At 31.9% G+C, this 14,006-nt stretch carries 9 protein-coding genes; 3 read left to right on the forward strand and 6 right to left on the reverse strand.

All coding sequences use genetic code 11. From position 1 onward, the window contains the following. Window positions 1–130: 130 nt before the first annotated feature. The gene (locus tag FXX65_RS01135) at window positions 131–2,839 is read left to right on the forward strand and encodes a TIGR03960 family B12-binding radical SAM protein (protein WP_147614722.1); all 2,709 of its coding nucleotides are present in this window, start codon (window positions 131–133) and stop codon (window positions 2,837–2,839) included. Window positions 2,840–2,852: 13 nt separating this feature from the next. Here FXX65_RS01135 and FXX65_RS01140 read toward each other — a convergent pair whose 3' ends face one another. Continuing rightward, window positions 2,853–3,311: a hypothetical protein gene (locus tag FXX65_RS01140; RefSeq protein WP_147614723.1), complete on the reverse strand. Its 459-nt coding sequence runs from the start codon at window positions 3,309–3,311 to the stop codon at window positions 2,853–2,855. A 55-nt stretch (window positions 3,312–3,366) separates the two neighbouring features. Between FXX65_RS01140 and FXX65_RS01145 the strand changes: the two genes are divergently transcribed. Both FXX65_RS01145 and FXX65_RS01150 read left to right on the forward strand, forming a co-directional pair. Then, window positions 3,367–3,789, forward strand: a complete 423-nt coding sequence (locus tag FXX65_RS01145; protein WP_147612519.1) for a Fur family transcriptional regulator — start codon at window positions 3,367–3,369, stop codon at window positions 3,787–3,789. Window positions 3,790–4,123: 334 nt separating this feature from the next. Next, window positions 4,124–5,698, forward strand: coding sequence for a metal ABC transporter solute-binding protein, Zn/Mn family (locus tag FXX65_RS01150; protein ID WP_147612518.1), 1,575 nt, complete (start codon window positions 4,124–4,126; stop codon window positions 5,696–5,698). Between the two features lie 222 nt (window positions 5,699–5,920). On the opposite strand, the gene FXX65_RS01155 is transcribed toward FXX65_RS01150, so the two are convergent. The 5 genes from FXX65_RS01155 to FXX65_RS01175 all read right to left on the reverse strand — a co-directional run bounded on the left by FXX65_RS01155 (window position 5,921) and on the right by FXX65_RS01175 (window position 13,999). Further along, window positions 5,921–6,898: a radical SAM protein gene (locus FXX65_RS01155; RefSeq protein ID WP_187116185.1), complete on the reverse strand. Its 978-nt coding sequence runs from the start codon at window positions 6,896–6,898 to the stop codon at window positions 5,921–5,923. Continuing rightward, window positions 6,891–8,300 (reverse strand): His-Xaa-Ser system radical SAM maturase HxsB, encoded by a 1,410-nt coding sequence (gene hxsB, locus FXX65_RS01160; protein WP_147614725.1) that lies wholly within the window; start codon window positions 8,298–8,300, stop codon window positions 6,891–6,893. Before hxsB ends, FXX65_RS01155 begins: the two co-directional genes overlap by 8 nt. A gap of 239 nt (window positions 8,301–8,539) precedes the next feature. Continuing rightward, a complete protein-coding gene (locus FXX65_RS01165) occupies window positions 8,540–9,154 on the reverse strand; it encodes a fibronectin type III domain-containing protein (protein WP_147614726.1) in 615 nt (204 codons plus the stop codon). 276 nt (window positions 9,155–9,430) lie between these two features. After that, a complete protein-coding gene (locus tag FXX65_RS01170) occupies window positions 9,431–9,850 on the reverse strand; it encodes a hypothetical protein (RefSeq protein WP_147614727.1) in 420 nt (139 codons plus the stop codon). A 399-nt stretch (window positions 9,851–10,249) separates the two neighbouring features. Further along, window positions 10,250–13,999 carry an acyl-CoA dehydratase activase gene (locus FXX65_RS01175; protein WP_147614728.1) on the reverse strand — a complete coding sequence of 1,250 codons (3,750 nt, stop codon included), beginning with the start codon at window positions 13,997–13,999 and terminating at the stop codon, window positions 10,250–10,252. Window positions 14,000–14,006: the final 7 nt, after the last annotated feature.

The raw sequence follows: 14,006 nt of genomic DNA on the forward strand, positions 1-14,006 counted from the left end.
CTTTTTAGAAAGAGTTTATCTTTAAGCATCCTTGCAGTTTTTTGTAGGGATGCTTTTTTTGTCTATTCATAAAGAATCGTATTACCAGTGTCAATTAAGAAATATTTACTCTATAATCGTTAATCGACTTATGAAAAATCTTATAAATCCTATCAAAGTATTCGGGGCAAAACTCATCGGCGTACAAAATCCTGCAACCTATCTTGGAGGCGAAATTGGAGAAATTGTAAAAAATCACACAGAAAACGACGACCTTTTTAATTTTGCAATGGCTTTCCCAGATACCTATGCGATAGGAATGAGCAATCAAGCGATAAAAATAATATATCAAGGTTTAAACAAAAAGAAAAATATAAGGTGCGAAAGGGTCTTTTGCCCAGAAAAAGATTTTGAGCAACTGTTAAAAGAAACTTCAACTCCGCTGTATACGCTTGAAACCGGGATTCCTTTAAAAGATCTAGACATGATAGGCTTTTCAATCGGATATGAACTTGGAATAATAGGTGCACTTCAAATTTTAGATTGCGGAAAACTCCCGCTTTTAAAAAAGCAGAGGGGAGAAGAACATCCTATAGTCATTGCAGGTGGCGTTGGCGCTACAAATCCTGCTCCGTTCAGCATTTTTTTTGATGCAATTTTTATTGGAGAAGCCGAAGGTGGAATGTTTGAATTGATAGAGAGCCTGGCCGAGATGAAAAAAAGTGGTGCGACAAAAGAGCAAATGCTCAAAGAATTTGCTAAAAGTCCGAATGTCTGGACAGAAGGAATGAGTGTAGAAACTTATGGTCATTCAATCGCTCGTAGAGCGGTTTATGAAAATTTTGCCGAAGACGAGCCTCTAAAATCATATTTTCCACTTCCTAACATAAAAACTGTTCAAGACCACGGCGTTGTCGAAATAATGAGAGGCTGTCCCAATGGCTGTAGGTTTTGCCATGCAGGTATCTATTACAGACCGCAGAGAGCGCGCTCCAAAAAGATGATTTTTGATTATGTAGAAGAGCTTGTAACCAAGGCAGGATATAAAGAGATAAGCCTCACGAGTCTTTCGAGTGCAGATTATCCAGATATTGCAGGGCTTTTAAAAGAATTGAATGAAAAATATCGTTCAAGAAATATCTCTTTTCAGCTTCCATCTTTAAAAGTCAACAGCTTTACTTTTCCGATTTTAGATGAATTAAACGAAGTTAGAAAATCAGGCTTGACCTTTGCGGTAGAAACTCCAGATGAAACTTGGCAGTTGTGTTTGAACAAAGAAGTTTACGCTCAGCATCTTGAAAAACTCATAAATGAAGCAAAATCTCACGGATGGAACAAGGCGAAATTCTATTTTATGGTAGGGTTGCCATTTTTCGAAACTCAAGAAAAAACTGAAGAAAAAGTTATCGTAGATTTTATGCTTGAATTACAGGAAAAAACCAAAATTCAATGTCATGTAAATGTCGGAACCTTTATTCCAAAACCTCACACGCCTTATCAATGGGCTCGCCAAATAAGCCCAGAAGAAAGTGAAAAAAAACTTCGCTATATAAGAGAAAATCTCCCTAAAGGAAAGTTTAAAGTTGGAACTCACGATGTTTCCACAAGTTATATAGAAGCACTTTGCAGTCGTGGTGATAAGAGAGCAGGGAAAATAATATACGAAGCGTATAAAAAAGGAATTCGCCTGGATGCCTGGGAAGAAAATTTGAGAAAAGATTTGCCATTGTGGGAAGAAACTTTTGCAGAAGCAGATTACGATGTTAAAAAAGAAATTTTAAGGGAAAAAGATAAAGCAGAAACTCTGCCGTGGGATGATGTAAGTCTTGGCCCCCCTAAAAGTTTTTATTTAAAAGAATGGGAAAAGCACGAAAAAAAGATTTTAACTCCTATCTGTAAGCCTAATTGTGAACATCGCTGTGGAGTTTGCAATTCAAAAGTCGCTGTCAATACTGATAAATTTCAAGAAGATGTAGATAAAAGTATACAAAAAAGTAAAAAATCTCTTGCTATAACTGAAGATTTTTTTGACAGAAGGCAAGAACATAATATCCCTGTTTTATATCGATGTATTTTTAAATTTACGAAAAAAGATGGCGGGCAGTTTATAAGCCATCTTTCTTTGATTGAGATGTTTAATAGAGCGATACAAAAATCTAATCTTCCTGTTGTATATACTGCAGGGTTTAATCCTTTGCCAAAAATTGAGTTCGCCTCAACTCTGAGTCTTGGAATAGAATCTGAAGATGAAATAGCATCTGTTATAATGTATGAAAAAGTAGACGAATTAAAAGTTGTTTCTGCTTTAAATGCGGAACTTATAAAGACAATCAGTATAGAAAAGATTTTTATTTTTCCTGTTACAAATCAGCGCAAGCGAGAAAGTTTAAGTGCAAGTCTTTGGGGAAGCCTTTACGAATATAAATTTTACGAAATCGCTTTGCTTGATGAGTTCCTAAAAACAAAAAACGCACAGGATTTTTTTAAAAGCGATTCTTTTTGTTCATTTAAAAGAGAAAATAATATTCTAAAATGCACTCTTGTTTTTTCTAAAGACAGGGCTTTTAGAAATGCGATAGAAGATTTTTCAGGCAAGAAATTATATCAAGTTGCATCTATAAAAAAATTAAAAACATTTGCAAAACCTCAAATAACAGGTTGGACAAAAGAATTAAACGATGAATATTCTAAAAAAATAAAAAGAGAAGGTGTAAAAGTTGCTAACGAAATTTTTAAAGACAGAGTTTTAAAACCAGAACAAAATCTTCCAGACGAAAATTTTGTAGATTATTTTGAACTTTACAGACGGATAGCAGCAATAAATTTAAAGTTAATAGAGCAGAGAAATTCCCAAGAATAATTAAAATAAAACTCTAATTACAATCTAAACAGGCTTGCACGAGCCCTTTAAAAATTTCTCCTTTTTCATCGTAGGTTTTAAAAATTCCTGTGACGATTATTTCATCGTAAGGTTTTATTTTTTTGTTTTTAATATCATCTTTGTTTTTTAATTTAAAACCCAAGCCTTTTAAGCAACATCCAGCCTCATCTGGCACAACGCAGCCAAATATTACATCATCAACATCGCAAGAGGTTTCATCAAAAATATAAAAAAAACCTTTGATTCTAATCGTTTTGTTTTCATATTTTTCACAATTAAAATCCATATCCGAAAGAAAGGCTGCAATCATCGTTTTGTTGAGTTTAGAAAGATCAAAATCGACTCTGGCAAAATCAGGATTTCTCAAATCATACGCAAAAACTAAAACTCCTATAAATAAAAAGAAGAGAAGGGATAATAGATGTCTTTTATATTCTTTAAAAAAAATCATAAAGCTAAAAATATTTTCTATTGACAGTATAATCTTAAAATCATAAAATGCAACTATGTTGCAAAAATCTTATAAGACTAAGACGTCGGATTTAATTTATCAGTTTGTTAAATCAAAATTCGAAAAAGGATTTACAGCATTTGAACTACTGGAATTTTTAAAGGAAAACGGACTGAATGTAAATAAGACCACTGTTTACAGAAATCTCGATAAATTGACGGAGCAGGGGCTCTTGATAAGGCACAAATCTTCTTTGCACGACGGTTTTATATATCAAAATGCCGAAGAAAAAGAAAATTGCCATGAGCATATACATTTTCAATGCTCTAAGTGTGCTTCTGTTATGCACCTTACAGACAAGAATACTGTGGCCTATATAAAATCCCTTTCAAAAACCATGGGATTGGAAATAGATTTGGATAATTCAACTTTAAATGGACTTTGCCCAAAATGCAAAACGAACAGCAAAAAAAAATAAAACAAATCCTTGTACTCTCATTTATTTTTCTTATAGGATTTTCATTTTTCTTTGAAATCGCAGAATCAAATCACCAATGCTCCGAAGAAAAATGCCAGATTTGTTTGATTCTTCAGCTGACAAGGAATAATTTGCAACTTTTAACTTTATTTTTTTTCTTTTTATATATTTTAAAAAAAGAATTCAACAGTTTTTTTGAAAAATGCTTTCATTTAAAAAATCAGATAACGATAAAGAAGACTTTAGTATCGCAAAAGATTCGCCTAAATGATTAGCATTAAAAATTTTCCAAATAATAAGAAATTTTAAATTAAAAATACAAAAAGGAAAAACAATGAAAAATATAATTAAATCAATTTTACTGGGCGCAATGCTTCTTTGTTCTGCTTCAATTTTTGCTGCTCCAAAAAAAACTATAGTTTGTACTTCATTTCCTGAATACGACTGGGTTATGAATATTTTAGGTTCAAAGGCAAGTGAATTTGATGTTTCGTTTCTTCAAAACAAAGGAACGGATTTGCACAGTTATCAGCCAAGCATTCAAGATATTGCAAAAATTTCAAAGGCGGATATGTTCATCTATGTCGGTGGAGAAAGCGACGATTGGGTAAAGGGCGCTTTAAAAAATGCCACAAATAAGAACATAAAAGTTATCAATATGATGGAAGTCCTTGGGGAAAAAGTTCGCCAGGAAGAACTTATAGAAGGAATGCAGTGTACAGAGCATCATCATGGAGAACACCATCACCATGAACACGGACATCATCATGATGAAAAATCAATGATGGTTTTTAAAGGTTATTTTGAAGATTCTCAAATAAAAGACAGAAAACTCTCGGATTGGGAAGGTGAGTGGCAGTCGGTTTACCCTTATTTAAAAGACGGTTCTTTGGACGAAGTTATGCAGGCAAAGGCAGAAAATGGTGATAAAACTGCACAACAATACAAGCAATACTATGAGGAAGGCTATAAAACTGATGTTGAAAAAATCGTCATAAAAGGAAATAAAATTTCTTTTTATAAAAATGGAAAAACAGCGACCGCAAAATATTCTTACAAAGGATACCAAGTTTACAATTATCCAAAAGGAAATAGAGGAGTTCGTTTCTTTTTTGAAGCACAAAATGCAAAGAACACAGATGCTCCAAAATACATTCAATTTAGCGATCACAATATAGCACCAACAAAAGTAGAGCATTTCCATCTTTATTTTGGAAATGAAGGATTCGATGCGCTTTCAAAAGAAATGGAACATTGGCCAACTTATTATCCGGCAGACTTTGATTCAGATGACATTGTTGACGATATGCTAGAACATGCTGGACTTAGCCATAAGCATGAACACAATCATGAGCATGAAGAAGATGAAGTTGAATACGATGAACATGTATGGCTTTCTTTGAAAAATGCAATGATTTTAACAGAAAAAATTTCAGAAGAAATTCAAAAAATCGATGCAAAAAATGCTGAAGTTTACAAGTTGAACACAAAAAACTATTTGAATGAACTTTCTATGCTCGACAAAGAATACGAAAATGTTGCAAAGACTTCAAAATTAAAGACAGTTTTAGTTGGAGATAGATTTCCGTTTACATACTTATTGCATGACTACAATATCTCTTATTATGCTGCTTTCTTAGGTTGCAGTGCTGAATCCGAAGCAAGTTTTGAAACGATTGCCTTTTTATCAAAAAAGATTGATGAAAATGGATTGAACACAGTTTTAACCTTAGAAAAATCCGACAAGAAAATAGCAAAAACAATTATAAAAAATTCAAAATCAAAAGATCAAAAAATTATGGAATTAGATTCCTTGCAGTCAGTGAGCACAAAAGATGTTGCAAAAGGAAAGACCTATCTTTCAACAATGAAACAAAATCTTGAAGTTCTAAAGACAGCATTAAATTAGATTTATAAAAAAACGTGAGAAAACTCCCTCGTTAAAAACGAGGGAGTTTTTATTTTGAATTGTTTGAAAACTAAACAGAGATTTTACTTCTTATAATGTATATTCTGTCTACCTAATTTTATTCTTATTTAAAAAGTGTTAAAAGTATTTATATCCGCATCCAAAAATTCGAAATTTAGTAGATACTTGCCAAGAATGGAACTAAAAACTTAATATATGCCCCTATTCAATACAATTATGTATTATATCTTCAAAATCTTTAACATCAGAGAAGAACATTCCACCACATGATTCTCGTAATTGACATTTATCACATATTGGCAAATACTTTATTTTCCATGGAGAAATGGATTGAATTAAAAATTTTCTATATTTTTCATCAAATAAACAATAAGGTAAATTATAAATCCATGCTGTAATATCGTAATGATTCAATATGGCAACAGCGTTTTGTAGAGATGAAATATACTGATTTGGATCAATCCATAATGATTCTTTATTAATTTTTGCTTCTGCAGTAAGTTCCATTCCCATAAATGCAACATCTTGTACAAAAGGGAGATTTCTCCAAACAAATCTCGCATACTCTTCTAATAATCCTATATTTTGTTTTGTTAGTACAAACCTTAGTTCTATTGGAATATTGAATTGTGAGATTTCCATCAAATTATGTATAACTTTGTAAAATGCGCTTGAACCTGTCATACGATTATGTAATTCATCATAAAATGAATATAAAGGTACACAAAGTTTAACTCTGCTAGAATTAAGTATTGTTGATGAAGGAAATATTGTTCCATTTGTTAAGATAGTTATCAAAATGTTAGATGGAGATTTTTCAATAAAACTATCTATCAGATTCATTTTTAGCAAAGGTTCTCCACCAGTAAAACAAACTTCATCAATAATTGAATAATCTAAGTTGTTTATTACACACTGTACAATTAAATCATTATGGATACTATCTATATCAAGTTTTTGAGGACACATGATACATCTTTGATTGCATTTTGAAGTAATAAAAAATGTTAATTGTCTATTTTCAATTCTATAAAGTAATTCTTGCTTTCCTTCAACTTGAATTATAATATCATGTATTTTTTCTAAGGTTTGGTTAAATGAATTTGTAGAGCCAGAGAATAAATCAATAATTTTATATTTTTTTTTACCTGGAATAATAATTTTTATATCTTCAGACATTTGCCCATTTCCTAAATAAATGAAGTTTCTTTTCATCAGCATTTCTAAGTTGTTCAAAAACGAATTTAAATAATTCTTTTCTTATACCACAATATGATTCGTAGTTTTCTCCAGCAATGTTTTTTATATACCATTTTTTGATTGGGTCAGCATAACAAAATGGACTATATATACAATTTTTACATCCTTCGTAATTTTCAAGTCGTCCGGTATCTAATATTTCAACTCTTTTTTGTTTCATTGTTCGTAAACAATCGAGAGAATTTATATTACCCATTTTCCAATATTCGTTTCCCATTTCAGAAATCATTCGTGATTCATCAGACGGATAAACATCTCCATTTTGTTTTACCATAAGACACATTTGTCCAAGAGCACAAGGATTTTGCATATCAACAAATCCATCATTAAAAGGAGTCAAAATTTTTCTCAGAATTATCGAGAACATCTCTTCTCGTAGATGGATTCCTTCATTTAGATTTTTTTTAATTAAATATGTAACGGCATCTTTATAGGCTTCTATATATTTACTCAAGTCATAATAGACATTTTTGTTCTTAAAAGCACAACCATAATTATTTAATGGTCTTAAAAATATTCCATCAAAATTATTTTCAATATACGTATCAACAATTGCACGCATATGTGGTAAATTCTGTGCAGTTATTGTTACAAGTCCAGAAGGATATATACCATGTTCTCTTACATATTTAACATTCTCTATATATGAATCATATGTGGAACTATAATAGATTGAAGGTCTATTTGCATTATGTAGTTTTTTAGGACCATCTAATGAACTTGAAATTGCAATATTAAATTTTTTTATAATTTTTAATTCATGTTTTGAAATATTTAATAGATTTGTACAAATAACATAATCTAGTTCTTTTTTCTGCCTTTTATTTAATCGAGTTAATCTTCTTACAATTGTTTCAATTGAATCAAATTTTAATGATGGTTCTCCTCCTTGGAACTCAATTTTAATGTGCTTATGAGGCAGAGAAAAAACAAAATCACAAAAATTCAAAATAGTTTTAAAAGACATATTGTTTTCACTCGAATTATCTTTTTTGCTATTAACTTGGCAATAAACACAACTACAATTACATGAGATAGTAGGTACTACCATTAGTAATAAATTATCATTTTCAAGATATGAATGCTTTGTTGTGTATTTTATTTTATATATTTTATTAAATAATTCTTCTTCACTATCTTCATAAACAAAAAAACGAGATTTGAGAATTTCAATAGTTTCTGGAGAACACTTAGTAATATCTTCTATATAGTTGTTGTATTCCTTCTCTGCCAAGAAAATGTGTTCACAACAAGAATTTACTAATAAATAATCTCTTCCAAATTTTTCACTTATTGCATTAACTTTCTTTAGTTGTCCCATTTTTTCTCCGTTGAAAAAAGATTATTTCAATAATACCTAATATTATTAAAATGATAGTTATAAAGGAATAATAGAGCTGATATATAAAAATTCACGACTTATATCTTTTCATCCTGCAAATGAGTAACTAATTTTTACTTTTGAATATAAAAAAATTAAAATTACAGTCCTAATAAGTTCTCAAACTTATTTGCTTACTTCGGCAGAATCAACTTTTAAATCTGATTTTTTATTATAAATTATGAATCAGGTTTTGTCTTTACAGTAATAGTATTTGATGTATAAGCCTTACTACTTGTTTTAACTTTTATATAATATGAATAACTTGTATTCTGAGTAAGATTGGTTACAGTATAAGTTGATGAAGAAACAGTTTTTAATAATTTATCATTCTGATAAATATCAATGGATTTTATTTCACTACTAGTAAGACCTGTTGTTGACCATGTTAATGAGATTTCTGTTACTGTAGATGTATCGGAACTAAGAGTTACTTTAACAGTAACTGCGGGTATAGTAGTTGTTTCCGTAGTTGATGAACCACTATAAGTACCTCCTGAAGAAGTACCGCTTGAGTGAGAAGAATGTGAACTGTGTCTTGTAGTACCACTTGAGTGAGAGGAATGGGAGCTATGCGATGAATGCGATCTATGTGATGAATGTTTAACAAATTGAAGAAATCTGCTTGAATCATCATATTTTCTTAAAATTGTTTGGTGTTCCAAACAATTATTGTGTTCAATTGATTGGTTATCATCATATTTACTTTGTTTTATAATATCCTGATCAAGATATTTTTGATTGTTAGGTAAAACAGAGGCAATAATAGGTAATATAAATTGTGCAAAACTCATTAGTTAGACTCCCCTTTTCTATTCTTTTTTATGTAACTTCTGGTTACTTTTAACTCCACAGTAAATTTCAGAAGAATTAGATTTCAGTTTTAATTGAGTCTGAGCAATAATGGTCAATAGTAAAGTTAGTAAAACAAAAATTGCATAAGAATAATTGAATTTCATAATACCACAATATTGCTGCCTACCATATCTTTTTTTCATTTTTCAAAATAGCTTGCGTCTGTTTTTTAGAAATTGCTTTGGACATACCCTGTTCAAGTCTTAAATTCATATTTAATTTCCGTCTGTAATCATGGATTCAAGACTGTCTTTCGCCTGATGAAGTTTATTCAATAAATTGCGGATTTGTTCAAGGCTTTTCATTATTTTTGAAGTCATATATGCATCTACAAATATTCCGTCAAAGAAGAAGTCTGCAAATGTAAGAAAACTACCTATCTGCATTCTGTAATCTGCCGGAATGTTTATATTACCAAGCTGAACACTTAACTGCTGAAGATAATAGTTTACTTCATTCATTATGTTCCCAGCTTTTCTGAGCTTATAATGCTTCACCAGATCTGTAATGGTTCCACCGCCTAAAATATCCAGGAAGCTCCAGTTTCTTGCACTTTTAAATTGTTTTTCGGCCTGTTCTACAAGAGAAATAAGTTTGTTTACTGTATTAAGGCTATCTCTTATCTGTAGCTGCATTTTTATCCTCCTGATTTATCTTCTCACATTAAATCCTTATCTTTCAACTTCCCTCTTTTTTTGTCTTTAAATCCTATTCGGGCAGGAACTTAAGCCCAAGGTGTCACAGCTTCTTTCTTTTCTATTATTATAGTCCAAGAGCTTTCTATCTAGCCAGCCCAGAAGACAGATTTTTTTGTGCATTCTGCCAGAACTTTTTCAGTATCATTTTTTTAGATTCTTAACCTGAAGATTCGTGCAGTCTTTCATGTTATTTCTAAAAGATTTAATAAGTTCAGTCACCGGTTTTTCCATACTAACGAACACTGACCTACTTTCTGACTTAACCCATAAATTTAAAAAGTGCAAAAGAAAAATATTCAGAAATATTTCTGTGAAATACTGCTTTCTCTGCTGCAATTATTTTTTAATCAATTCCATAAATGAATCGAGCATTTCAAAATCATCTTTGTTTTCTTTGCCGTCAAACTGCATCTGAAATAAAGGAAGCCTTTCTTTGTTATTTTCCTTCATCATATTTAAAATTGAAGTTCCGTTTTCATACATTGGAACCAATTCAATAACTGCATCGCAGTCTTTATGAAAAATCGTCCTCGCAGCATATCTATACCGAAGATTTGTTCCTGTAAGCAATTTTACCTTTTTGTCTGCTATTTTTTGCAAATTCTTTATTGCTGTTCCCTTCATCAGTTTTTTTAATCGTTTTTTTATTTCTGATGGAGTATTTTTTTCTTGTCTGATTTTTTCCATCCACATAAAAAGATAATATTCCTTAAATGAATGGCATTTAAAGTTCACGCCTTTTTGTTTCAGATAATCAAAAAAGTTGCTGTTGCAAATCTGATTTAAGATAATTTGAGGATTTCCTGTTATATAAAGTGTTTTAGTATTTTGATTTTTGATAGAACCATTTTTTTCAAACATTTCATCAACATAGCAAACTGCATTCCAGAAGATGTCAAAAATCTCTTTTTTCTGATAAATGATTTGCTCAACTTTTGGAGCAATGATATGAATATCGCTTCTGCCAAGCAAATCTAATTTTGAGCGAATTACAGTTGCATAAAATCCATCAGTTTCTGAGCCTTCTGTCTGAAATAAAAGCAGCTGTTTTATTTCTTCTGATTTTGGATTTTCTTTTTCAAAAAGCAAAACATCACCTAAAAGACTTACAAATGTTACGTATTCTTTAGATGTTGTGCTATCTTTTCCTAAAGTGAGCGATTTTCTGCTTGTTGGCTCAAGAAGTTTTGCATTGTAGCCTAGATTTTTCAACTGCGAACAGACTTTGCTACTTATGAAATCATAATGAGGAATATAAATTGCTAATGATTTATCAAGCTCGTCTAAATCATCAGATAAAAATCCATGCGCTAAATCATCTTTGTAAATTTTGTTTTCATTTTTTTCGAGATTTGACAGGAACGCTTCTATTCTTGTAATCAGACCCGTTTTTGAATAATGTTCGTCAACTTCAATCTGAAGATACGGCTTTTTGCCCATAATTTCTGCAAAAAGATGATTTATCATCGTGTCCGGTCCGCACCCATGATTTGTAAGATAAACAGCATATAGGTTTGGATTATCTTTTATTATTTTTGCACCACTCAAAATATGCTGACTGAACGGCCAGTAAAGGTTTTTATAATCTTTTGAAATATCAACTTCGTGGCCTTCAAGATTTCCCAAAGTGATAACTGTGCAACCGCGTTCTAAAAGTAAATTTGGGAGTCCCATATTTAGCACGTCATCTATCAAACCATAAGTTCTCGTGATTAAAACAAGAACTTTTTCATTTTCAGAAATTCTTTCGAGAAGATTTTTACCATCCTCTTCTTGAATTTTCTGTGCCATTTTGAGTGCTTTTCCAGATTTTAAAAGAGCGTTTTTACATTGAATAGGATTTTTCCCAAGCCTTAGCCCTATTTTTATCATCGCAAAAGCCATGTGAGGTGCTCCCATATCCATTTGCAAAACAGGATTCAAAAGTTTTATTCCTTTTTCTTCAAATCTTAAAACATCGGCAACAAGTCGGGCTGCACTCTGCATGTAAACGCATCCGTAATTATGTTTGAGATTAGAAAGAGCGTGTTGCATAGTGTACACCGAAGGCATAAAAATATAATCAACACCAGCTTCTACCAGTTCTTGCATGTGGCCGTGCATCAGTTTGATTGGAAAGCATGTCTCTTCTTTTACTAAATTTTGGCTGATGCGGACTATATCTTCGTCCGTTCTTTGAGAAAGAACCACGTTAAACCCAAGTTCTTTAAAATAATTGTATGCAAATGGAAATAATTTATAAATCATCATAGAGCGTGGGATTCCAACAGTCTTTTTAGATGGCTCAAAATCTTCCGAATACATTCCAAATGTCGTTTTTTGAATATTCTCAAACAGCTGCTTGTTCAGCTCAACAATAGCGTTGTCTACTCGTTTTTCTTTTGCTTGATTAAAAGATTCCTTTGCCAGCAGCGCCATTCCTAAAGCCCCAGTAACGCTAAAATATGGCGTGATTGCAAACCTATCTCCAAACATCTTCTTGAACACTGCTATAATTCCGTGATTGTAAGCCAAACCGCCTTGAAAACAGATTTTTTTTCCTATGGTTTTTCCGCTTACAACTTTGTTTATATAATTTTTTACAACAGAATAACAAACACCTGCGCATATATTTTCAAGTGAGTCGCCTTGTACAAGCTGATTTTCTATGCTGGTTTTCATAAAAACAGTACAACGCTGGTCAAGATTAGAAGGATTTTTTGATTCAAAAGCCTTCATTCCCAATTCGTATGCTGTAATTCCAAGTCGCTCTGCCTGATCTTCGATAAAAGAACCTGTTCCAGCGGAGCAAACTTTATTCATTGTAAAATCTATAGTTTTCCCGTTTTCACATTTAATATATTTTGCATCTTGACCACCGATTTCAAAAATGGTGTCGCATTCAGGATTCAAAAATAAAGTTCCAGTAGATTGTGCGGTTATCTCATCTTTTACTACTGGGATATTAAATTTTTTGCCAATGGCAATTCGTCCAGAGCCTGTTACTCCGCTGTGTTTAACATTGAGCTTGTCACCGAATCTCTGTTTCAAGCTTTCAAACCCTCGTTCTACAGCGGCAGCCGAATCTCCGAGCGTTTTAAAATACTGATAATCTAATACCTGATTTTTTTGATTGACTAAAACAAAATTTGTGCTTGTTGAGCCAACATCTATTCCAAGAAAAACAGGCTCTCCGGGTACAAACTGATAAACTTGATGAAGATTTTCTGTCGGATAATCATCTATAAGGTTTGGAAGTTCGTTATCTGAAATTGAATTTGAAATATTAGTTTCTTTTTTATTTTTGATATCAGTTTTTTTCCAAGAAAGCTGCTTTTCTTTTGCTAAAATTGCAGTTCCAACAGCCTGAGCAACTGAACTTTCTGGACAAACAATAAAATCTTTATCTAGATGAAGTAAATCTTCAAAAGCCATAATTACACCGATATTTTTACTGCATCCTCCAGCTAAAAAAATTGGTGCTTCTAATGGGAGTTTCGACATGATTGTTCCTTTGAAGTTTGCAACCATTGAATACGTCAAACCCTTTAATATGTTTTCAATTTTTTCACCGTCCTGCTGACGATGTATGATATCAGTCTTTGCAAAGACTGAACAACGGCCTGCAATGCGAGGAATTGAAGTTGCTTTTAAAACATAATCTGAATAATCTTCAATTTTTGCACCGAGCCGTGTCATCTGATCTTCAAAAAAAGAACCAGTTCCTGCCGCACAATTTTTGTTTGCAGAAAACTGTATGTTTCCGTTTTGAAGACCTGTGATGTACTGCGAATTATGACTTCCCATTTCGACAACAGATGCTGCGTTTGGACAAATTGCTTTTACACCTTTTACCAAAGATTCTATAGAATTTTCAATTGAACCAAATATCAAGCCTGCAAAAATACCGCTGGCAGAGCCGTAGGAGATTTTTTCGACAACACTTTCTGGAATTGCAGAAATTATTTGATTATAGCAATCGTCGATTCTACTTTGATGAATCTTATAATCTGAATAGATGATTTTGTTGTTTTTGTCGCATACAGCAATCTTGATTGAAGTATTTCCAGCATCAATTCCAATGCTCAAAGGTAAGTCATAATTCATTTTACTT

The sequence above is a fragment of the Treponema pectinovorum genome (assembly GCF_900497595.1).
Taxonomy (GTDB): Bacteria; Spirochaetota; Spirochaetia; order Treponematales; family Treponemataceae; genus Treponema_D; species Treponema_D pectinovorum.

What these genes read in the sequence shown, in the direction of transcription:
- FXX65_RS01135 (WP_147614722.1), top strand. Translation starts at nt 131, where the DNA reads ATGAAAAATCTTATAAATCCTATCAAAGTATTCGGGGCAAAACTCATC.
- FXX65_RS01140 (WP_147614723.1), bottom strand. Translation starts at nt 3,311, where the DNA reads ATGATTTTTTTTAAAGAATATAAAAGACATCTATTATCCCTTCTCTTC.
- FXX65_RS01145 (WP_147612519.1), top strand. Translation starts at nt 3,367, where the DNA reads ATGTTGCAAAAATCTTATAAGACTAAGACGTCGGATTTAATTTATCAG.
- FXX65_RS01150 (WP_147612518.1), top strand. Translation starts at nt 4,124, where the DNA reads ATGAAAAATATAATTAAATCAATTTTACTGGGCGCAATGCTTCTTTGT.
- FXX65_RS01155 (WP_187116185.1), bottom strand. Translation starts at nt 6,898, where the DNA reads ATGTCTGAAGATATAAAAATTATTATTCCAGGTAAAAAAAAATATAAA.
- hxsB (WP_147614725.1), bottom strand. Translation starts at nt 8,300, where the DNA reads ATGGGACAACTAAAGAAAGTTAATGCAATAAGTGAAAAATTTGGAAGA.
- FXX65_RS01165 (WP_147614726.1), bottom strand. Translation starts at nt 9,154, where the DNA reads ATGAGTTTTGCACAATTTATATTACCTATTATTGCCTCTGTTTTACCT.
- FXX65_RS01170 (WP_147614727.1), bottom strand. Translation starts at nt 9,850, where the DNA reads ATGCAGCTACAGATAAGAGATAGCCTTAATACAGTAAACAAACTTATT.
- FXX65_RS01175 (WP_147614728.1), bottom strand. Translation starts at nt 13,999, where the DNA reads ATGAATTATGACTTACCTTTGAGCATTGGAATTGATGCTGGAAATACT.